Source organism: Microbacterium sediminicola (assembly GCF_039531125.1).
GTDB lineage: Bacteria > Actinomycetota > Actinomycetes > Actinomycetales > Microbacteriaceae > Microbacterium > Microbacterium sediminicola.
This window is the reverse complement of record NZ_BAAAPL010000002.1, coordinates 98,506-118,011: the sequence shown is the minus strand read 5'-3', so window position 1 is coordinate 118,011 and position 19,506 is coordinate 98,506. Positions and strand designations below refer to the sequence as shown.

The 19,506-nt window shown below is 68.5% G+C and carries 17 protein-coding genes; 9 read left to right on the top strand and 8 right to left on the bottom strand.

The annotated features are described in order from the left end of the window. Window positions 1–137: 137 nt before the first annotated feature. A complete protein-coding gene (locus ABD206_RS09065) occupies window positions 138–1,580 on the top strand; it encodes an MFS transporter (protein ID WP_344071716.1) in 1,443 nt (480 codons plus the stop codon). A 41-nt stretch (window positions 1,581–1,621) separates the two neighbouring features. Continuing rightward, a complete protein-coding gene (locus ABD206_RS09060; protein WP_344071714.1) occupies window positions 1,622–2,575 on the top strand; it encodes an alpha/beta family hydrolase in 954 nt (317 codons plus the stop codon). Here ABD206_RS09060 and ABD206_RS09055 read toward each other — a convergent pair. Further along, window positions 2,537–4,420 carry a heavy metal translocating P-type ATPase gene (locus ABD206_RS09055; RefSeq protein WP_344071712.1) on the bottom strand — a complete coding sequence of 628 codons (1,884 nt, stop codon included), beginning with the start codon at window positions 4,418–4,420 and terminating at the stop codon, window positions 2,537–2,539. The two genes, ABD206_RS09060 and ABD206_RS09055, sit on opposite strands and share 39 nt — an antisense overlap. A gap of 182 nt (window positions 4,421–4,602) precedes the next feature. Here ABD206_RS09055 and ppk2 point away from each other — a divergent pair, with 182 nt between their 5' ends. The 4 genes from ppk2 (at window position 4,603) to ABD206_RS09035 (ending at window position 8,563) form a co-directional block, all read left to right on the top strand. Then, window positions 4,603–5,508, top strand: a complete 906-nt coding sequence (ppk2, locus tag ABD206_RS09050) for a polyphosphate kinase 2 (protein ID WP_344071710.1) — start codon at window positions 4,603–4,605, stop codon at window positions 5,506–5,508. A 56-nt stretch (window positions 5,509–5,564) separates the two neighbouring features. Further along, on the top strand, window positions 5,565–6,245 hold the full coding sequence (locus ABD206_RS09045; RefSeq protein ID WP_344071708.1) for a PhzF family phenazine biosynthesis protein: 681 nt from the start codon (window positions 5,565–5,567) through the stop codon (window positions 6,243–6,245). A gap of 31 nt (window positions 6,246–6,276) precedes the next feature. After that, window positions 6,277–7,497: a serine hydrolase domain-containing protein gene (locus ABD206_RS09040; protein WP_344071706.1), complete on the top strand. Its 1,221-nt coding sequence runs from the start codon at window positions 6,277–6,279 to the stop codon at window positions 7,495–7,497. Window positions 7,498–7,651: 154 nt separating this feature from the next. After that, a complete protein-coding gene (locus ABD206_RS09035) occupies window positions 7,652–8,563 on the top strand; it encodes a siderophore-interacting protein (protein ID WP_344071704.1) in 912 nt (303 codons plus the stop codon). A gap of 15 nt (window positions 8,564–8,578) precedes the next feature. Here ABD206_RS09035 and add read toward each other — a convergent pair whose 3' ends face one another. From add to ABD206_RS09020, 3 genes are read right to left on the bottom strand one after another with little or no spacing between them, the layout of a single operon-like run. Then, entirely contained in the window at window positions 8,579–9,613 is a 1,035-nt protein-coding gene (add, locus tag ABD206_RS09030; protein ID WP_344071702.1) for an adenosine deaminase, read from the bottom strand. A gap of 38 nt (window positions 9,614–9,651) precedes the next feature. After that, window positions 9,652–10,332 carry a DUF4386 domain-containing protein gene (locus ABD206_RS09025; RefSeq protein ID WP_344071700.1) on the bottom strand — a complete coding sequence of 227 codons (681 nt, stop codon included), beginning with the start codon at window positions 10,330–10,332 and terminating at the stop codon, window positions 9,652–9,654. Window positions 10,333–10,380: 48 nt separating this feature from the next. Continuing rightward, entirely contained in the window at window positions 10,381–11,436 is a 1,056-nt protein-coding gene (locus ABD206_RS09020) for an NAD(P)-dependent alcohol dehydrogenase (protein WP_344071698.1), read from the bottom strand. Window positions 11,437–11,506: 70 nt separating this feature from the next. Here ABD206_RS09020 and ABD206_RS09015 point away from each other — a divergent pair, with 70 nt between their 5' ends. After that, window positions 11,507–12,205, top strand: coding sequence for a TetR/AcrR family transcriptional regulator C-terminal domain-containing protein (locus tag ABD206_RS09015; RefSeq protein WP_344071696.1), 699 nt, complete (start codon window positions 11,507–11,509; stop codon window positions 12,203–12,205). A 3-nt stretch (window positions 12,206–12,208) separates the two neighbouring features. On the opposite strand, the gene ABD206_RS09010 is transcribed toward ABD206_RS09015, so the two are convergent. The 3 genes from ABD206_RS09010 to rhaI form a co-directional block, all read right to left on the bottom strand. Continuing rightward, window positions 12,209–13,630, bottom strand: a complete 1,422-nt coding sequence (locus ABD206_RS09010) for a rhamnulokinase (RefSeq protein WP_344071694.1) — start codon at window positions 13,628–13,630, stop codon at window positions 12,209–12,211. After that, the gene (locus ABD206_RS09005; RefSeq protein WP_344071692.1) at window positions 13,627–15,663 is read right to left on the bottom strand and encodes a bifunctional aldolase/short-chain dehydrogenase; all 2,037 of its coding nucleotides are present in this window, start codon (window positions 15,661–15,663) and stop codon (window positions 13,627–13,629) included. The genes ABD206_RS09010 and ABD206_RS09005 overlap by 4 nt, the downstream gene beginning before the upstream one ends. 129 nt (window positions 15,664–15,792) lie before the next feature. Next, a complete protein-coding gene (gene rhaI, locus ABD206_RS09000) occupies window positions 15,793–16,959 on the bottom strand; it encodes an L-rhamnose isomerase (protein WP_344071690.1) in 1,167 nt (388 codons plus the stop codon). 136 nt (window positions 16,960–17,095) lie between these two features. Here rhaI and ABD206_RS08995 point away from each other — a divergent pair, with 136 nt between their 5' ends. Continuing rightward, window positions 17,096–18,214 (top strand): glycerate kinase, encoded by a 1,119-nt coding sequence (locus ABD206_RS08995; protein ID WP_344071688.1) that lies wholly within the window; start codon window positions 17,096–17,098, stop codon window positions 18,212–18,214. 13 nt (window positions 18,215–18,227) lie between these two features. On the opposite strand, the gene ABD206_RS08990 is transcribed toward ABD206_RS08995, so the two are convergent. Continuing rightward, window positions 18,228–18,410: a hypothetical protein gene (locus ABD206_RS08990; RefSeq protein WP_344071686.1), complete on the bottom strand. Its 183-nt coding sequence runs from the start codon at window positions 18,408–18,410 to the stop codon at window positions 18,228–18,230. Between the two features lie 79 nt (window positions 18,411–18,489). Here ABD206_RS08990 and ABD206_RS08985 point away from each other — a divergent pair, with 79 nt between their 5' ends. After that, window positions 18,490–19,491: a LacI family DNA-binding transcriptional regulator gene (locus ABD206_RS08985; protein WP_344071682.1), complete on the top strand. Its 1,002-nt coding sequence runs from the start codon at window positions 18,490–18,492 to the stop codon at window positions 19,489–19,491. The last annotated feature ends 15 nt before the right edge of the window (window positions 19,492–19,506 follow it).

The following is a 19,506-nucleotide window of genomic DNA, read 5'->3' as shown; positions in this document are numbered from 1 at the left end:
CGCCGGGTGCCCGCGCGTCCGGCTCCGATACACTGGGGTTCGCTCGGCAACGCGTGCCGAGGTGGTCGCCCCACTCGCGCGCGGTCCGAGGCTGAAAACCTCCGACATCACTTCTCTTGATTCTCGGAGGCTTTTCCATGTCTTGGCGCCACTCTCATCCATCCGCCCGTTGGTGGGCGCTCGGCGTGCTGTCGATGACCCAGCTGGTCGTCGTTCTGGACAGCACGATCGTGAACATCGCGCTCCCCCAGGCGCAGGCGGAGCTGGGCCTGACCGACTCAGCGCGGCAATGGGTCGTCACGGCCTATGCGCTGGCCTTCGGTGCGTTCCTGCTGCTCGGCGGGCGCATCGCCGACTACGCGGGACGCAAGCTCGCCTACATGATCGGCATGGTGGGATTCGGGGTGGCATCCGCATATGGCGGACTGGTTTCATCCGGGGTCGACCTCATCATCGCTCGCGCACTGCAGGGTGTGTTCGCCGCATTGCTGGCTCCCGCGGCACTTGCGCTGTTGACCGTCACCTTCCCGCACGGACGAGAGCGCAACCGTGCCTTCGCCGTGTTCGGGACCGTCGCCGGTGCGGGAGCGGCCACAGGCCTCGTCCTCGGCGGCTTCCTCACCGAATTCGCCGACTGGCGATGGTGCCTGCTGGTCAACCTCATCTTCGTCCTCATCGGTGTCATCGCGGGCGCGATCGTGTTGAGCCCGAGCAAGGCGGAGGGTGAGAATCGCTACGACGTCGCCGGTGCCGTCACCATCACGCTCGGTCTGGGCGCGCTCGTGTACGGGTTCAGCCTTGCCGAGAACGGGTGGGCGGATCCGTTGACGATCATGTTCCTCGCCGCGGGTGTGATCCTCTTGGCGGCTTTCGTCTGGATCGAATCCCGCGTCGCCCAGCCGCTGCTGCCGCTGCGCGTGATCGCCGATCGTGTGCGCGGCGGTGCCCTTATCGTGCAGGCGCTCTCCGGCAGCGTCATGATCGGCACGACTCTCTATCTGACGTTCCACCTGCAGATCGTGCTGGGGATGTCGGCACTTGCCGCGGGTGTGGCGAGCCTGCCGCTGCCCTTCGCGATCACAGCCACGGCGCCGCTGGTCACCAGGCTGCTGCCGAAGACGGGTCCGCGCCCGCTGATGACCCTCGGTCCGATCCTGGCGGGCATTGCGCTGTTCTACCTGAGCCTCATCTCTCCGACGGGCTCGTACTGGGTCGAGGTCTTCCCGGGGCTGCTCCTCATGGGCGTCGGGATGGGCTTCATCTTCGTGCCGCTTCAGAACGTCGCGCTCATGGGGGTCGCCCCGCATGAGGCCGGGGCGGCTTCCGCGGCGGTCAACTCGGCGATGCAGATCGGGGGATCGATCGGGCTGTCCGTGTTCACGACGATCTACGTCTCGGTGCTGGCAGGCGTGACGGGTGCGCCGACGGCAGGGGAGCTCACCGCCGCCTATGGGGCGACGTTCCAAGCCGCAGCGATCGGCATGCTCGCCGCCGCACTGATCGCCGTCGCGATGATCCGGCGACGTACCGACGAGACGGTCGCCGAGGCCGCTGTCGCGACGCGCGTGCCTCTCGGCTGATCGCCGGTGTGCCGGCGCCGTTCGGGACGCACAATGGGGGAATGAGTTCCACGACACCTGTACCGGTCCGGCGCGATGTTCTGAGCTGGATCGGTGTCGGTGTGGCGGGTGCTGCGCTCGCGGTCGTGGCGTGGGCGTGCCTGACCGGGTGGGGAGGCATCGTCCACGGTCATCCCGCCTATGCGATCTTGCTGTCGATCACGGCGCTCGGCGCGCTGGGGTTCGGTGCGATCGCCCTGCTGCGTCCCGTGCGGGCAGGGCTCTGGCGTCGGATCGGTCGCATCGCCGCTGTCGTGCTGGCACTGCTCTGGGTGTTCGTCCTCGCGTGGCTGCGTCCGTATCCCGCCGTCGAGCCTGCGCTCGAGGCGATGCGCTCGGATGCCTCGGTCGATGTGGTCGAGTCCGGAACGCGGATCGTCATGCAGCCGACGGGAGGGGCCTCGGCGACAGGCATCTTCTTCCAGCCTGGCGCCCTCGTCGACCCGCGCGCATACGCCGCGGTGCTTCGCCCGCTCGCGGAGTCCGGCTACACCGTCGTCATCGTCAAGCAGCCCCTCGGGATCGCGTTCTTCTCCCTCGGCGAGTTCGACGCGGTCGTGTCGGAGAATTCCGACGTGCAGGAATGGGTGCTCGCGGGCCATTCGCTCGGCGGTACGGTGGCCGCAATCCAGGCCGACGGCGACGCGACCGGAGTGGCGGCGGGACTGGTGTTCTACGCGTCCTATCCCGCCAGCGACATCAGCGCGACCCTCGATGTCCCCACGCTCTCGATATCGGGTACCCGCGACGGATTGGCAACCCCCGACAAGATCGACGCGTCTCGCGCGGATCTCCCCGCCGCGACGCAGTTCGTCGTCGTCGAGGGCGCCTCCCACGCGCAGTTCGGCGCCTACGGTCCGCAGCCCGGCGACAACGAGCCTGAGATCAGTGATGATGACGCACGTGCGCAGATCTCGTCATCGACGCTCGACTTCATCGAGGCGCTCGCCGGCTGAAGTCTCGTCTGGGATCCCGATGCGGCGGCCGCCCAGCGCGCGCAACGCGGAGAGGATCGTCACGACATCCACCACCTCCTGGGTGAGGGCTCCGACAACGGCGGGGATGGCCCCGGTCATCGCCACCAGCATCAGCGCGATGCTCAGGCTGATTCCGATCCAGATTGCCGTGAATGCGACGCGGAGGGTGTGGCGCGAGATCGCGATCGCGTCGATGATGCGGGAGAGCGAGTCCACGAGCACGACCGCGTGGGCGGCGTCCCCGGCGGCTGTCGCGCCGCGGGCGCCCATCGCGATGCCGATGTCGGCCGCGGCGAGGACGGGTGCGTCATTCACACCATCGCCGACCATCATCGTCGGACGTGGCTGGAGTTCGGCCGCGAGCGCGACTTTGTCGGGCGGGAGGAGCTCGGCGTGGATTTCGTCGATGCCGACGGCCGCGGCGATCGAGTCTGCTGTCGCGCGCGCATCGCCGGTCAGCAGTGCGATGCGCTCGACGTCGTGATCGCGCAGCCATGCGATGACGGCGGCCGATTCCGGACGCGGGTCGTCGGCGAGCACCAGAGCGCCGGCATAGGTGTTGTCGATGGCGACGTACGCGGCGGCCTGTCCCGACATCAGCGGCGTCGTCACCTCTGCCCCGGTCAGCGAGGCGATGAACGCGGGCTTTCCGACGGCCACCGTGCGCCCCTCGATCAGCGCGGTCACGCCGTTGGTCGCGACCTCGCCCGCTTCTGACGCGGCTGGCAGAGGGCGGCCGAGTGCCCGTCCGGCCTGGAGGATGCTTCCGGCCAGCACATGAGAGGAGTACTGCTCAGCCGCGGCAGCCAGCAGAAGAAGGTCGTCGTGCGTGGTGCCCACCGAAGGGCGGATGTCGACCAGGACGGGTCGGCCGCGGGTGAGCGTCCCGGTCTTGTCGAACGCGGCCGACCTCACCCTCGCGAGCTGCTCGAGAACGGCGCCGCCCTTGAGGATCACTCCCGCGCGGGCGGTGCGTGACAAGCCGCTGAGGAAGGCGACGGGTGCGGCGATCAGCAGCGGACACGGCGTGGCGAGCACCAACACCTCGGCGAACCGCGCGGAGTCGCCGGAGATTGCCCACGCGGCCCCGGCGAGCACGAGTGAGATCGCCGTGAAGGGGATCGCGAATCTATCCGCCAGGCGCACCACCGGCGCGCGCGAACTCTGGGCCTCGCGCACGAGCGACACGATCTGCTGGTACTGGCTGTCGCCGGCCAGGCGGCTGACCCGCACTTCCACGGCCGTGCTGCCGTTGATCGCCCCCGACAGCACTTCGTCGCCGACGGTGTGGGACACGGGCATGCTCTCGCCGGTCAGCGACGACTCGTCGAAGCTGGCCGACTCGGTGAGGAGAACGCCGTCCAGCGGCACGATCTCCGCGGGGCGCACCACCAGCACCTCGCCGACGGCGACGTCGTCGACATCCGCATCGCGAACACCCCCTGCCGTGTCGCGCACATGCGCGATGCGCGGAGACCGGTCCAGAAGTGCCTGCAGATCGCTGGTGGCCCGTCCCGCGGCGAAGTCCTCCAGCAACTGCCCGCCGGCCAGCATGAGCACAACGATCAGCGAGGCGACGTACTCGCCGACGGCGATCGTGGCCACCATCGCGACAACGGCGAGGATATCGAGCCCCACGTGTCCGCGCAGTACGTCGCGCACCATCCCGACCAGGGTCCACACGATGAACGCGGCCACGAAGGCGGTCGCCAGCCACCGGCCGGCCGACCCGGCTCCCACCACGTCCAAGATCAGTGTGGCGGCCAGCACGGCGAGCGCCGCCATGACAGCGATATTGCGGAGCAGCGAGCGGGCGAGCCTCACACCGTCATCCTCGCGCGCGGCGCGCGCGCTGTCACGGGACCTTCGGCGTAGCGTGGATCGTTGCCGGTGCAGACACCGATCGACGCCGCGTGCATGATTGTTTCCCTACCGGCTACTTTGCGCAGACAGGATGCTCGCATCGGCTGCTGCGACCGGTGCAGCGAAGAACGGGGAGGCAGGCCATGGAGGACGTACCCGCCGAGGGGATGCGCGAGTACATCGAGCACCTGCGGCACTCCGGATATTCGGTGCGGGAGGGCCACACGGCCGATCCTGACCTCATCGATCCCGAGGGTAACCCGGTGTACACCTGGCAGGAGGGATATCCCTACCCGGTGCGTATGGAGCGTGACGCGTACGAACTCGAGAAGTATCGGCTGCAGGTCGAGCTGCTCAAGTGCCAGTACTGGATGGAGGACACCGGCCGGCGGGCGATCCTGCTGTTCGAGGGACGAGACGCCGCGGGCAAGGGCGGCACCATCAAGCGGTTCACCGAGCACATGAATCCGCGGACGGCCCGCGTGGTCGCGCTGTCCAAGCCGAGCGACCGTGAGCACGGGCAGTGGTATTTCCAGCGATACATCCAGCACTTTCCGACCGCCGGTGAGATCGTGATGTTCGACCGCTCCTGGTACAACAGGGCCGGTGTCGAGCGGGTGATGGGCTTCTGCAGTCCCTGGGAGTACGAGACCTTCATGAACCAGGCGCCCGCGTTCGAGCGGATGCTGGTGGAGTCGGGCATCCACCTCACCAAGTTCTGGTTCTCGGTCTCGCGCACCGAGCAGCGCACGCGCTTCGCCATCCGCCAGCTCGACCCGGTGCGCCGGTGGAAGCTTTCCCCCATGGACATCGCATCGCTGGATCGGTGGGAGGCGTACACCGCGGCGAAGGAGGAGATGTTCAGCCGCACCGACAAGCGCTACGCGCCGTGGACGATCATCCGCTCCAACGACAAGAAGCGTGCACGCCTGAACGCGATGCGCTACTGGCTGAGCCAGTTCGACTACGAGGACAAGGACACGTCGGTCGTGGGAGTCCCCGACCCCCTCCTGGTGATGCGCGGTAAGCAGGAAACGGCAGACGAATAGCCCGATTCCGCTCCTCGGTTCGCTCGACGCTCCCGGTCCTGTGAGAATCAGAGGTTATGAGCGTCATGGCGAGTGTGGTCAACGTCTTCGTGGACGAGGTCGGCGACCACGGCAATCCGCTCGGGATCGTCTGGGCCTCCGCCGCGACCAAGAAGCATGAGGCGGAGATCGCGGCAGACCTCGGGTTCTCCGAGACGATCTTCATCGACGAGATTTCGCAGGATGTCGCTCACGTGCGCATCTTCACTCCGGCCGGTGAGGTGCGCTTCGGCGGACATCCCGTGGTCGGCTTGGCCTCGTGGTTGCACGAGGCCGGGGACGACATCCGCACCATCAGCTGTGCCGTCGGGTCGGCCCGGGTCCGCGTCGAGGGGGAACGCGTGTTCGTGAACGCGATGCCCGAGTGGACCACCAACTTCGTGCTCGAGCGACTCTCCAGTCCTGAGGAGGTCCTCGCCGTCGATCCGGAGGCCTACAGCGAGGGCACGTTCTGCGTGTGGGCATGGATCGATGAGGAGGCGGGGGTGGTGCGTGCGCGCGTCTTCGCCCCCGACCTCGGCATCCGTGAGGATTCGGCCACGGGATCAGCCGCGATCCGCCTCACAGCCGAGCTGGGTCGCGACCTGCAGGTCGTCCAGGGGAGTGGCTCGGTGCTCTACACCCACCGCCGCAATCTCGGCCGCGAGATCGAGGTCGGTGGACGCACCTCCCCGGAGCGGCTGGTCGAGCTGGCCTGAGCCGACCCCGAGGCTCTGCCATGATGGCCGCATGAGGACCCGCCGCAGGATCGTCGCCGCCGCCGCGCTCGCCGCCGCCGCGATCCTGGGGGCCGGGTGCGCCGCGCAGCCGAGCGCCTCGACGTCGCCGGATCCCGAGACGGTGGCGGCGATCGAAGAGACCGTTGCCACGTTCTTCGCAGACCATCCGGTGAACGCCGTCATCGTCAAGGTGACCGCGGGCGAGCAGGAGCTTTACCGCGCGGCACTCGGTGAATCGATGACGGGGGTGCCCGCCACACCGGAGATGCACTTCCGCAACGGCGCGGTGGCGATCTCGTATGTCGCCATGGTGCTGTTGCAGCTGGATGACGAGGGTGTGCTCTCCGTCGACGACCTCGTATCGCAGTACCTCCCCAGCGCGCCCTACGCCGACGAGGTCACGCTGCGCGAGCTGGCGCAGATGACTTCCGGCATCCAGGACTACGTCCCCGTCCTACAGTTCCAGGACGATCTGATGGCCGACCCGTTCCACCTCTGGACCGCCGACGAGCTTCTCTCGTATGTCGCCGACGAACCTCTGTGGTTCGAGCCCGGAACCAACTTCGGCTACTCCCATGCCGGATACGTCATCCTTGGCCACGCGCTGGAGGCGGCCACCGGAGAGACGCTGAGCGCACTCATCCAGGAGCGGATCCTCGACCCGCTCGAGCTGACCGGCACTCACGCGACCCTCACCGCAGAAATCCCCGAGCCGGCGCTGCACGCCTTCTCCTCCGAGCGGCGTGGCTTCTTCGGCGTCGCTGAGGGCGTCCCCTTCTCCGAAGAGAGCTCCTATTGGAGCCCATCGTGGACGATCTCTCACGGCGCGGTACAGACATCCACCATCGATGACCTCAGCACGACCATTCGCGCGATCGGCACCGGCGCTCTGCTCTCGCCCGAGGCGCACGAGGCGATGGTGTCGACCGCGCTGCGCGGATTCGGGGAACCGGTCGAGGGGTGTCCCGGCTGCTTCACGCAGAGCGAGGGGTACACGTACGGGATCGGCCTGGTCAACACCGGCGACTGGATCATGCAGAACCCCCTCTTCAGCGGGTACGCCGCCGTCACGGCGTACCTCGCGTCCGAAGACATCGCCATCTCGGTGGCGGTCACGTTCGCCCCCGACGCCTTCGCCGCCGATGGCTCCTATCCCAACCTCGCGGACACCCTCTTCCGCGACCTCGGCGCGGTCCTCGCCCCCGACGACGCCCCGCCCGTCCGCCGCTGACGTAGTTTTTCGTCGAACCCACACGCTCGTTGCGAACCCACACGCTCGTTGCGAACCCACACGCTCGTTGCGTGATGAACGTGTGGATTCGCACGCAACGTATGGATTCGGCAAGAGTCGGTCCCGGCGCGCGCTGGGCGCCTAGCCTGGAGGGATGGCAGAGAGCGTGCAGGATGCGGCGGGGCGCGGTGGCGCAGGGCGACCGATGGGCGGTGGCCGACCGGGCGGTCCGGGAGGACGACCCCGCGGCGTGCAGCGGGTCTTCGAGGTTGTGCGCACCGAGCGCGTCGCCCCCCAGCTCGTCCGGGTGCACCTCGGTGGTGACGCGTTCGACGGATTCGTCGAGAACGCGGGTCCCGAAAAGCTGGCACTCGCCGACAAGTACGTGAAGTTCCTGTTCGCCCGGCCCGAGCTCGAGCTTGAGCCGCCCTACGATCTCGATGCTCTGCGCGCGAGGCTGGATCCGGCGGACATGCCCGTGCGGCGCACCTACACCGTGCGCGCGGTCGATCACGAGGCGAAGACGATCGCGGTGGACTTCGTCGTCCACGGCGATGCCGGACTCGCCGGTCCCTGGGCTGCCTCAGCCCAGCCCGGCGATCGGGTGGCGCTGTCGGGCCCCGGTGCGAAGTACACGCCGGCGTCGGGTGATGTCTTCCATCTGCTCGTCGTCGATGACGCCGCCATACCCGCTGTCGCGGTGGCGCTCGAAACGATGTCGGCGGATGCTCGCGGCGTGGCCTTGATCGAGGTCGCCGACGCCGACGCCCACGTGGAGCTCACCGCTCCTGCGGGCGTCGAGGTGCGCTGGCTGCACCGTGAGGGTGCGGGCTATGGCGAGCCGCTGGTCACTGCCGTCCTCGCCCTGCCGCAGCCGGAGGGTGAGGTGGACGTCTTCGCCCATGGTGAGCGGGAGGCGATCAAGCGCATCGGCGCGCACCTGCACGAGAGTTGGGGCATCGAACGTCCGGCGATGTCGTTGTCGGCCTACTGGGCGTTCGGTCGCTCCGAGGATGCCTTCCAGGCGGAGAAGCGGTCTCCGGCCGGTCAGATCTTCGCCGACTGAGTCCGCTCCCGCCGTTCAGAGCGCGTCGAGCTTCTGCTGTACCCGGCGCGTGAGCGCCAGTTTGTCGGTGGCATCCAGCCAGGATGCCTCGACGGCGTTCCAGGTGAAGCGCTCGAACTGTGCGCGTCCGTAGCCGAGTGCGCGAGCGAGGGCACGGTAGTCGTTCACGGCATCCGTGCCGAACATGGGCGGGTCGTCGGAGTCGATCGTGACGAGGAGTCCGGCATCCACCATCTGCGCGATGCGACGGTGCGAGCCGTCGCCGCTGCCCGAATAGCGGCCGATGTCGGAGCTGACGGGTGTGCAGGTGAACGGGATGCGCTCTTCGACACACCGCCGGGTGATCCGCTCGTCGTCGACGACGTGATAGCCGTGATCGATGCGCTCGCCGCCCAGCTGATCCAGGATCACCTCGACGTGCGCGGGCGGTCCGGACTCGGAGTGGGCCGTGCGGCGCAATCCCGCGCGTCCGGCCAGCTGGAAGGCCTCGACGAACCGTGCCGGCGGGCCGATCAGCTCGGAGTAGTCCAGGCCGATGCCGATCACCTCATCCATCGGGTTCGCGATGATCTCTTCGACCAGCTCCACCGCAGAGGCCGCCGTGTCGTTGCGGCACAGGCCCACGATCATCCGACTCGTGATGCCGGTGTCGGCCTCGGCTTCGCGCATGCCCTCCCGCACGCCCTCGATGATCGTCCGGTACGGGACACCGGGGTGTCCGGGAGGACTCAGGAAGATCTCGCGGTGCACGACGCCGAGCGCGGCTCCGCCGTCGGTGAGGGTTTCGTAGGCGACCCGGCGGAAGTCGTCATGATCGCGCATGACGGAGCCGGCGACGTCCAGCACCCGGAGGAACTCGTCGAGATCCTCGTATGAGCCGTGGTCGTACAGCGACGCCTCGTCGCGGCCGCCCTCGACGGTCACGCCGTGCTTCTTTGCGAGGTCCAGCACGGTGCGGGCAGACACGGCGCCGATCAGGTGGTTGTGCAGCGACACCTTGGGGATGGCGAGAAGCATCGCCTCGGTTCGCTCATCGAGGGGTGCGTCCATGGCGGCGTGTCTTTCGTTGAGGGGGACTGTCGTGTCAGTCAAGCACGGCGCGCGGCCAGGAGCAGCCAGATCGTGAAGGTCAGCTCAGCCACGATCGAGGGGATCGCCACGATCGCGAGCATGATTCCCGAGACGGCGGCGTAGTCGGTCATCACCACGTGCAGCAGGGTGTCCAGCGCGTACGCGGCTCCAGCGATCATCAGGATGACGCCGATGAGTCGTGGTGCGATCCGAGAGCGCACGATGAGCGCGCCCAGCAGGACGAGGTGGATGCCGAAAGCGAGCAGGCCGACGAACCAGGCGAAGTCGAACGCGGCGAACATCATCAGCGCGACGTCGGGGCTGAGATCAGTGGTGCCGAGGCTGATCTCGAGGCCCAGGAACATGAAGACTGTTCCCACTCCGAGCATCACGGTGTACGCGATGCGGAACCATGCCGCCAGCAGCGAGCGGGCTCGTCCTGCCGGCGCGAACAGCACGTACAGGCCCCATGCCACGGCCACGTCGATCGCGAAGATCGCGACGAACGAGGCCAGACCCAGTCGGAAGAGTCCTTCCTGTGCACGAATGCTCTCGACAGTGGCGACGGCGTCGGTGGGATCGACCATCCCCTGCTTCACGACGAAGTTCGCGAAGATCGCGAGGACGAACAGAGCGAGGTAGCCGATTCCGGCGACGAGGGCCGCGGTGCGGCGGGTGGTGTCGGTGAGGGTGTTCATGGGAGTCCTCCGTGAGGCGGTCGTTGGGGTGTCGGTAGGTGTGGGGGATCAGTCGGCGATGTGGATGACGGCCTTGCCGCGAACGCGACCGGCAGACAAAGCGGCGATCGCAGTGGCGACCTCATCCAGCGGGTAGATGTGGTCGCGATCCACTGTCGAGCGCAGGGTTCCGGCCGCGACGAGATCGGTGAGTTCGGGAAGGAGCGCCCCGGATTCGTCCGAGAGAAAGAAGCCGAGCCGGCGCCGGGTGAATGCGGAGCGCAGTCGTGCGCCGAACTGGCGGTGGATGCCGCCGGTGAGCGATCCGCCGTCCTCGCCGCCGACGATGACGAGCGTGCCGGTGGCGGTCAGGGTGCGCACCAGACGGCCCAGCGGCAGACGGCCGTTGATGTCGATGATCACGTCGTAGCGTTCGGTGAGGGTCGTGACATCTGTCGTCGCGTAGTCGATCGTGTGCGCGGCGCCGCACGAGCGGACGAGGTCGGCCTTGGCGGCGCTGGCGACACCGGTGACCTCGGCGCCGGCGGCGGCAGCGAGCTGGACGGCGTAGCATCCGACTCCGCCGGAGGCGCCCGTGACCAGCACCCGCTGGTCAGCCCGCACCCGACCGTGCGTGCGGACGGCTTCGAGCGCCGCAAGACCCGAGACCGGCAGCGCTGCGGCTTCGTCGAAGCTCACCCCCTCGGGCATGCGGGCCAGCGTGGTCGCGTCCGCGACCGTGTACTCGGCGAAGGTGCCCGCTGCGGTGCCGAAGACGCGGTCGCCGACGGCGAAGGCTGTGACGTCGGTGCCCACCGCGGCGACGGTGCCGGCGACATCCATCCCGGGAACCGGCTGACGCGGGGTGGTCATGCCGAACATGGGGCGAACGATGTAGGGCAGGCCCGCCATGATGTGCCACACGCCGCGGTCAAGGCCCGCGGCGTGGACGCGAACGAGCACCTGATCGGCGCCCGGGGCGGGCATCGGCGCGCGGTCGAGGTGCAACACCTCGGTGTCGCCGTACCCGCGCTGCACGATGGCGGTCATCGTCGCGGGAACGGTCGAGGGGATGTCGCTTACGCGCGGTGCGGATGACGGGGAAGCGGTGCTCGTGCTGGTCATGTGAGTCTCCTGTGCGGTGTTTCGTACTTAGTACGACGATGGAGAGGACTGTATTCTTACTAAGTACGAAATGTCAACTCTTCGGGAGGAGGTGCGCGGGATGCCACAGCAGCCGGGCACGCAACGGGTCTCTCTCGACCGCGGACGGATCATCGCCGGGGCGGTCGAACTGGCCGACGAAATCGGACTCGAACCGCTGACGATCCGCAAGCTCGCCGACCGCCTGGGCGCGCGGCCCATGAGCCTTTACCATTACGTCAACAGCAAAGACGACATCGTCGACGGCATGGTCGGTCGCGTGTTCACCGAGGTCGGATTGCCCGCCCCGGACCTCCCGTGGCAGGACGCCATCCGCGACCGTGCGCGCTCGCTGCGCGCGGCTCTGCGTCGGCACCCGTGGGCGATACCGATCATGGAGTCCCGTCGGACCCCCGGGGTCGACATCCTCGAGCATCACGATGCGGTGCTCGCGATCTGGATGCGCTCAGGTCTTCCCATGCCGGCCATCGCGCACGGCGTCGCGATCATCGACGCGTTCGTCTACGGCTTCGCCATGCAAGAAGCGGCCCTCCCTCTCGGCGAGAGTGGTGGTGATCTCACGGAGGCCGGTGAGGACATCGTCATGCCGCTGTCCCCGGATGCCTATCCCGCGCTCGTGAAGTTCACGATGGAGCACGTCATGCAGCCCGGCTACAACTTCGGCGACTCGTTCGAGGTGGGCCTGGACATCGTCATCGCGGGTGTCCGGGGAATGGTCGACGTGTCCTGATCGTCACGCGCGCGGCGAGTAGCGGCGCGGCGCGTGGGTGCGTGCGACGAGGTCGCGCAACGACTCGAGAGACCCGTCGACCACGCCCACCGCCCGGGCTTGCACAAGGATGTTGCCGAGCGCTGTGGCTTCCACCGGACCGGCCAGAACTGTCATTCCGGCGCGGTCGGCCGTGCGCTGGCACAGCAGCTCGTTCAGTGCCCCGCCCCCCACGATGTGGATCGTCTTGGCATCCACATCGCCGAGCGAGGCCGCGGTATGCGCGGCATCGGCAAAGGCCTGCGCCAGGGACTCCACGATGCTGCGGGTGTACTCGGCGCGCGTGCGCGGGGCGGGCTGAGCGTGCTCGGCGCACCACTCGGCGATGCGCGCCGGCATGTCGCCGGGAGGCGCGAATCGTGGATCGTTCACATCGAACACGGGGACCGCAGTGGTGACCTCGGCAGCTGAGTCGAGCAGGGTGGGAAGGTCGACCTGGTGTCCCTCGCGCTCCCACTGGCGCACGGCCTCCGAGAGCACCCACAGGCCCATGACGTTGTGCAGCAGACGTACCCGGCCGTCCACACCGCCTTCGTTCGTGAAGTTCGCGGCAAGGGCCTCGGGCGTGAGCACCGGGCGCTCGACTTCGACGCCGACCAGCCCCCAGGTGCCGCACGAGATGTAGACGGCCGAGTCGGCCTGCATCGGCACCGCGACCACGGCCGAAGCGGTGTCGTGCGATCCTACGGCGGTGACGGGGATTCCTGCGGGCGCTCCGCTGCGCTCGGCGACAGCGGGCAGCAGCGTACCGATGCGCTCGCCTGGTGCGATCAGCGGGCTGAGGATGCCGCGCGGGAGCCCCAGCGCATCGAGGAGGGCGGCATCCCACTCGACCGCGCCGGCCCGCACGAGACCCGTGGTCGACGCGTTCGTCAGCTCGGTGCGGGTCTGCCCGGTGAGCCAGAACGCGATGAGGTCGGGGATGAGGAGGGCCGTGTCTGCGAAGCCCAGGACATCCGGCGCCTCGGCGGCGAACTGGTAGAGCGTGTTGAACGGCAGGAACTGCAGGCCGTTGCGCGCGAACAGCTCCGCGTGCGAGCGCACCGCGTGCACCGCCTCGACACCGCGCGCGGTGCGAGCATCCCGATAGTGGAATGGGTTCCCGAGCATCCGCCCATCGCGCAGCAGCGCGTAGTCCACCGCCCACGAGTCGATGCCGATCGAGCGGATGTCCTCGCCGGTGTGGAACGCCGTGCGCAGGCCCTCGGAGGCCGCGCCGTAGAGGCTGAGCACATCCCAGTGCATGCCGTCCGCGACATGCACCGGGATGTTGGGGAATCGGGCGACCTGCTCGGCGGTCAGCGTGTCGGAACCGACTCGACCGACGAACACGCGACCGCTCGTCGCCCCGAGGTCGATGGCGGCGACAGCGCCCGAGGTGCTCATCGCAGGAACGCGGCGGCGACGCCCGAGTCGACGGGAATGTGCAGGCCGGTGGTGCGGGAGAGCTCCGGCCCGGTGAGGACGTACACCGCGTCGGCGACGTTCTCGGGGACGACCTCGCGCTTGAGGATCGTGCGGTTCGCGTAGAACTGGCCGAGATCCTCTTCGTTGACCCCGTAGGTCGCGGCACGGTTGGCGCCCCAGCCGGCGGCGAAGATGCCCGAGCCGCGGACGACGCCGTCGGGGTTGATGCCGTTCACGCGTACGCCGTGCTCGCCGAGCTCGACGGCCAGCAGGCGGACCTGGTGTGCTTGGTCGGCCTTCGTCGCCGAGTATGCGATGTTGTTGGGCCCGGCGAAGACCGAGTTCTTCGACGAGATGTAGATGACATCCCCGCCCATGCCCTGGTCGATGAGCGCCTTCGCGGCGGCCTTCGACACCAGGAACGAGCCCTTGGCCATGACATCGTGCTGCAGGTCCCAGTCCTTCTCCGTGGTCTCCAGCAGCGGCTTGGACAGGGAGAGCCCGGCGTTGTTGACCACCAGGTCGATGCCGCCGAAGGCGAGGAGGGTCGCATCGATGGCCGCCTGGACTCCGTCCGCGTCGGCGACGTTGGCGGCGACGCCGATCGCGACATCCGTCGAGCCGAGTTCGGCCGCCACGGCCTGCGCCTTCTCGAGGTCGAGGTCGGCGACAACGACACACGCGCCCTCGGCGGCCAGTCGCGTCGCGATGGCCTTGCCGATGCCGGATGCCGCGCCCGTCACGAACGCGATGCGGCCCTGGTGGGTCTTGGGCCTGGGCATCCGCTGGAGCTTTGCCTCTTCGAGCGCCCAGTATTCGATCCGGAACTTCTCGGCATCCGAGATCGGAGCGTAGGTCGAAAGCGACTCGGCGCCGCGCATGACATTGATCGCGTTCACGTAGAACTCGCCGGCCACGCGGGCCGTCTGCTTGTTCGCGCCGTACGAGAACATGCCGACGCCGGGGACCAGAACGATGAGCGGGTCGGCGCCTCGGATCGCGGGCGAGTCCGCGGTCGCGTGGGCGTCGTAGTACGCCTGGTAGTCGGCGCGGTAGGCCTCGTGCAGCTCCTTGAGCCGGGCGATCGAGTCCTCGACGGTGGCATCCGCAGGCAGATCCAGCAGCATCGGCTTGACCTTGGTGCGCAGGAAGTGATCGGGGCAGCTCGTGCCCAGCTCGGCGAGCGCGGGCGCCTTCTCGGATGCGAGGAAGTCGAGCACCGCGGCACTGTCGGTGAAGTGTCCGACCATTGGCTTGTCGGTCGAGGCGAGCCCTCGGATCGTTGCGGCCAGCGCCGCGGCCTTCGTGCGGCGCTCCGCCTCGGGCAGCGCGTCGAATCCGGGGCGCACGGCGCCGAACGGATCGGCCGCGCCGTGCTCGGCGATGTAGGCGGCGGCGGTCTCGATGATCCACAGCGAGTTCGCCTCGGCCTCATCGGACGTGTTGCCCCAGGCGGTGATGCCGTGACCACCCAGAATCGTGCCGATTGCCTGCGGGTTTTCGGCCTTGATGGCGGCGATGTCCAGACCCAGCTGGAAGCCGGGGCGACGCCAGGGAACCCAGACCACCTTCTCGCCGAAGATCTTCGCGGTCAGCTCCTCGCCGTCCGCGGCGGTCGCGATGGCGATACCCGAGTCCGGGTGCAGATGGTCGACGTGCGCGGCATCCACGAGACCGTGCATCGCGGTGTCGATCGAGGGGGCGGCGCCGCCCTTGCCGTGCAGGCAGTAGTCGAAGGCCGCGACCATCTCGTCCTCGCGGTCGAGGCCGGGATAGACATCCACGAGGGCCCGCATGCGGTCCAGCCGCAGCACCGCCAGGCCCTTCTCCTGCAGCGTGCCGAGATCGCCGCCTGAGCCCTTGACCCACATGAGCTCGACGGGCTCGCCCGTGACCGGGTCGGTCGCGGTGCCCTTGGCCGACGTGTTGCCGCCGGCGTAGTTCGTGTTCTTCGGGTCGGCTCCCAGGCGGTTCGAGCGCGTGATGAGCTCTGTCACGGTCGGGTTCGTCATGTTCGATGTCCTTGGTCTGTGGGGGTGTACGTCTGTGATGTCATGCGCGAGGGGTCGCAACACGCCGTCTCCGAGTCGGGCGCAGCGGCGTGTCGTGGCCCCTCGCGTGGAAGTGCACCTTCGGCGAGGTCAGGCGCCCCAGCCGGCCTGGGCGCCGCCGACGCGGTCCGCGGCGATCTGCTGCTGGTAGCCGGATGCTGCGTATGCCGCCATCGGGTCGGCCGGGAGTCCGCGCGAGAGGCGCCATTCGGCCAGCGCCGGGCGCACGTCGGTGTAGAAGGCATCCATGAACACTGCGTTGGCTGCCAGCACATCGTTGGCGCTCTGCGCGGCATCCAGCGCGGCGCGGTCGACGAGCAGGGCTCGCGCCGTCATCTCCTGAACGTTCAGCACCGAGCGGATCTGGCCGGGGATCTTGTCTTCGATGTTGTGGCACTGATCGAGCATGAAGGCCACGTCGGGGTTGTTCAGGCCGCCGCCGCGGATGACCTCGAAGAGGATCCGGAACAGCTGGAACGGGTCGGCGGCGCCCACGATGAGGTCGTCGTCGGCGTAGAAGCGTGAGTTGAAGTCGAACGAGCCGAGCTTTCCGAGCCGCAGCAGCTGCATGACGATGAATTCGATGTTCGTGCCGGGGGCGTGATGGCCGGTGTCCAGGCACACCATCGCCTTGTCGCCGAGCGAGGCGACCTGGGCGTACGAGGTCCCCCAGTCAGGCACATCGGTGTGGTAGAACGACGGCTCGAAGAACTTGTACTCGAGCACGAGTCGCTGCTCGTCGCCGAGGCGGGCGTAGATCTGCCGCAGCGAGTCGTTCAGGCGGTCCTGGCGTGCCCGCATGTCGTTCTGGCCGGGGTAGTTCGACCCCTCGGCGAGCCAGATCTTGAGGTCGCGCGATCCGGTCTCGTGCATGATGTCGATGCACTCGAAGTGGTGATCGATCGCCTTCTGGCGGATGCGGTCATCGTGGTGGGTGAGGGCGCCGAACTTGTAGTCCTCGTCCTGGAACGTATTGGAGTTCACGGTGCCGAGTGCGACCCCGAGAGATTCGGCGTGGCGACGCAGATCGGCGTAGTCCTCGACCTTGTCCCAGGGGATGTGCAGGGCGACGCTCGGTGCCAGAGCCGTGTAGCGGTTGACCTGCGCGGCATCCGCAATCTTCTCGTAGGGGTCACGGGGTGTGCCGGGGGTTCCGAAGACGCGGAACCGGGTGCCGGAGTTACCGAAGGCCCACGAGGGCAGCTCGATGCCCTGACCTTCGAGCGTCGTGAGGATGTCGGGGGACAACGTCGTCATGGGTGTCGCTTTCACGGGAAGCGCCAGCTGGCGCCGAACTGATCTCGAATCGAGTCAAACTGAATCGTTTCAACACATGGTACGCGAATGTCGGGGACTCCACAACCGTGGGCGCCGCGTCCGTACACTCGCGAGCATGCCCCAGAATCCCGCGAACCGCCGCGTCGTGGTCGCGCTCGACAGCTTCAAGGGGTCGATCTCGGCGCCTGACGCGGTCGACGCGCTCGAGGGCGGGTGGAGCGCCCGGCGCCCGGACGACGACCTGGTGTCGCTCCCGATGGCCGATGGCGGCGAGGGCACACTCGCCTGCCTGGCGCGCGTGTTCCCGGATGCCGCGCGTATCCCCGTCGATGTCGTCGGCCCCGACGGGGTACCCCTCCGCGCGAGCTGGTTGCGGATCGCGGATGGGGACGGGACCACGGGCGTGGTCGAGCTGGCGTCTACGTCGGGCATCGAACTGCTCGGGGACGCGCGCCGGCCGTGGGATGCCGACTCGGGCGGTTTCGGCGCCGCGATCGCCGCCGCCATGGATGCCGGTGTCGACAGGTTGGTCCTCGGGATCGGGTCCAGTGCCTCCACGGACGGCGGGGCGGGCGTGCTGACCGCGCTCGGAGCGCGAGTGCAGGATGCCGCGGGGCGGCCGATTCCGCCCGGCCTGGCGGGGCTCGCACACGTCGACCGAGTGGATGTCGGGACGCTGCGCGCGCTGCCTCCGGGCGGTGCGACGGTGCTCTGTGATGTCACCAACCCGCTCTGCGGGCCCGCGGGAGCCGCCCCGGTCTTCGGGCCTCAGAAGGGGCTTCGCGGCGGCGAGATCACGGCGGCCGACCGGCTGCTCGGGACGTGGGCCGAGCGGTTCGGTGTGGATCCCTCGACGCCCGGCGCCGGCGCGGCGGGCGGCGTCGGCTTCGCACTTCTGGCGTGGGGTGCGCGCCTCGTGCCCGGGGCAGCGGCCGTGGCATCGTTGACGGGCTTCGACGAGCTCGTGGATGCCGACACCGTCGTGCTCACAGGGGAGGGCGCCTTCGACGCGTCATCGGCGCGCGGAAAGGTCCCCGGGCACGTCGCTGCGCGTGCCGCCGCGCGCGGGGCACGGACGATCCTCGTCGCGGGCCGGATCTCGGCGGATGCCGACGTCTCGCCCTTTGCCGAGGCCTTTTCACTGGCGGATCTCGCCGGCTCGTCCGAGGCTGCGCTGGCCGAGCCGGCGCGCTATCTGCGAGAAGCCGGCCGGCTCGCGGCATCCAGCTTGTGAGCACTCGCCCCTGTCAGGCCGGACCGTTCTTGTCCATGTAGCTTGCGGTGCTGGGACGGTGGACCATGAGGATGAAGGCGATGCAGACGCTCAGGATGCCCGCGACGAACACGGGCCCGTTCCATGACTCAAGAGTGAAAGCCAGACCGAACAGGTAGAACCCGAAGAGGAAGAAGATGCCGTACAGGATGATCATGCGCGCCTCCGATGCCGATGAGGTCGAGCCTAGCGAGGCCAGTGTCTGTGCGGAATAGAGTCGAGCGTGAGGTGATCGTGTGGCGGTGGGTGTGAAAGACGTGGCGGCTGCGGCCGGAGTCTCGGTCGGCACCGTCTCCAATGTCCTCAACCAGCCCGAGAAGGTCGCGCCCGCGACGGTCGAGAAGGTCCAGCGCGTGATCGATGAGCTCGGGTTCGTCCGCAACGACGCCGCCCGGCAGCTGCGCGCCGGCCGCAGTCGCAGCGTTGGGCTGATCGTGCTCGACATCGGCAACCCGTTCTTCGCGCAGGTTGCGCGTGGTGCCGAGGCGCGCGCGCAGGAGGCGGGGCTGTCTGTTCTGATGGGGAGCAGCGATGAGTCGACGGAGCGTGAGTCGCGCTATCTCGATCTCTTTCGCGAACAGCGCGTCAACGGAGTCCTCGTGACCCCGGTCGACGAGGGCCGTGCCGCCTACGCCCGTCTCGCGGCCGCGGGCGTCCCCGTGGTCCTGCTCGACCGGGATGCTCCCGACGGGGTGCTGGGCTCGGTGTCGGTGGATGACGTCGAGGGCGGGCACCTCGCCGCGGCGCACCTTCTGGAGCTGGGACGTCGTGCGCTCGCCTTCGTCGGCGGGCCGGACTCGCTCCGGCAGGTCGCCGATCGCCTCGAAGGTGCCCGTCGCGCCGTCAGAGGCTTCGCGGATGCGCGCCTGGAGGTTGTCGGCGTGCCCGCGCTCTCGGTGCTCTCGGGTCGCGAGGCGGGCGAGCGGATCGCCGCGCGGTCCCGCGAGGACTGGCCCGACGCGATCTTCTGTGCCAACGATCTGGTCGCTGTCGGCATCCTGCAGGCCTTCGCGCTGACCGGCGCGGTCCGTGTTCCCGAGGACATCGCGCTCATCGGCTACGACGACATCGATTTCGCCGCGGCCGCGGTGGTGCCACTCACCTCCGTTCGCCAGCCCGCGTGGCAGATGGGCTACACCGCCGTCGACATGTTGCTGCGAGACCCGGACGACGTGCAGGTCGAGCGCCGGGTGCGCTACCGGCCCGAGCTCGCCGTGCGCACCTCCACCACGGGCTGACATCCGCGGACCTTG

Coding starts and splice junctions, on each gene's coding strand:
- ABD206_RS09065 (WP_344071716.1), top strand. CDS start 138: ATGTCTTGGCGCCACTCTCATCCATCCGCCCGTTGGTGGGCGCTCGGC.
- ABD206_RS09060 (WP_344071714.1), top strand. CDS start 1,622: ATGAGTTCCACGACACCTGTACCGGTCCGGCGCGATGTTCTGAGCTGG.
- ppk2 (WP_344071710.1), top strand. CDS start 4,603: ATGGAGGACGTACCCGCCGAGGGGATGCGCGAGTACATCGAGCACCTG.
- ABD206_RS09045 (WP_344071708.1), top strand. CDS start 5,565: ATGAGCGTCATGGCGAGTGTGGTCAACGTCTTCGTGGACGAGGTCGGC.
- ABD206_RS09040 (WP_344071706.1), top strand. CDS start 6,277: ATGAGGACCCGCCGCAGGATCGTCGCCGCCGCCGCGCTCGCCGCCGCC.
- ABD206_RS09035 (WP_344071704.1), top strand. CDS start 7,652: ATGGCAGAGAGCGTGCAGGATGCGGCGGGGCGCGGTGGCGCAGGGCGA.
- add (WP_344071702.1), bottom strand. CDS start 9,613: ATGGACGCACCCCTCGATGAGCGAACCGAGGCGATGCTTCTCGCCATC.
- ABD206_RS09025 (WP_344071700.1), bottom strand. CDS start 10,332: ATGAACACCCTCACCGACACCACCCGCCGCACCGCGGCCCTCGTCGCC.
- ABD206_RS09020 (WP_344071698.1), bottom strand. CDS start 11,436: ATGACCAGCACGAGCACCGCTTCCCCGTCATCCGCACCGCGCGTAAGC.
- ABD206_RS09015 (WP_344071696.1), top strand. CDS start 11,507: ATGTCAACTCTTCGGGAGGAGGTGCGCGGGATGCCACAGCAGCCGGGC.
- ABD206_RS09010 (WP_344071694.1), bottom strand. CDS start 13,630: ATGAGCACCTCGGGCGCTGTCGCCGCCATCGACCTCGGGGCGACGAGC.
- ABD206_RS09005 (WP_344071692.1), bottom strand. CDS start 15,663: ATGACGAACCCGACCGTGACAGAGCTCATCACGCGCTCGAACCGCCTG.
- rhaI (WP_344071690.1), bottom strand. CDS start 16,959: ATGACGACGTTGTCCCCCGACATCCTCACGACGCTCGAAGGTCAGGGC.
- ABD206_RS08995 (WP_344071688.1), top strand. CDS start 17,096: ATGCCCCAGAATCCCGCGAACCGCCGCGTCGTGGTCGCGCTCGACAGC.
- ABD206_RS08990 (WP_344071686.1), bottom strand. CDS start 18,410: ATGATCATCCTGTACGGCATCTTCTTCCTCTTCGGGTTCTACCTGTTC.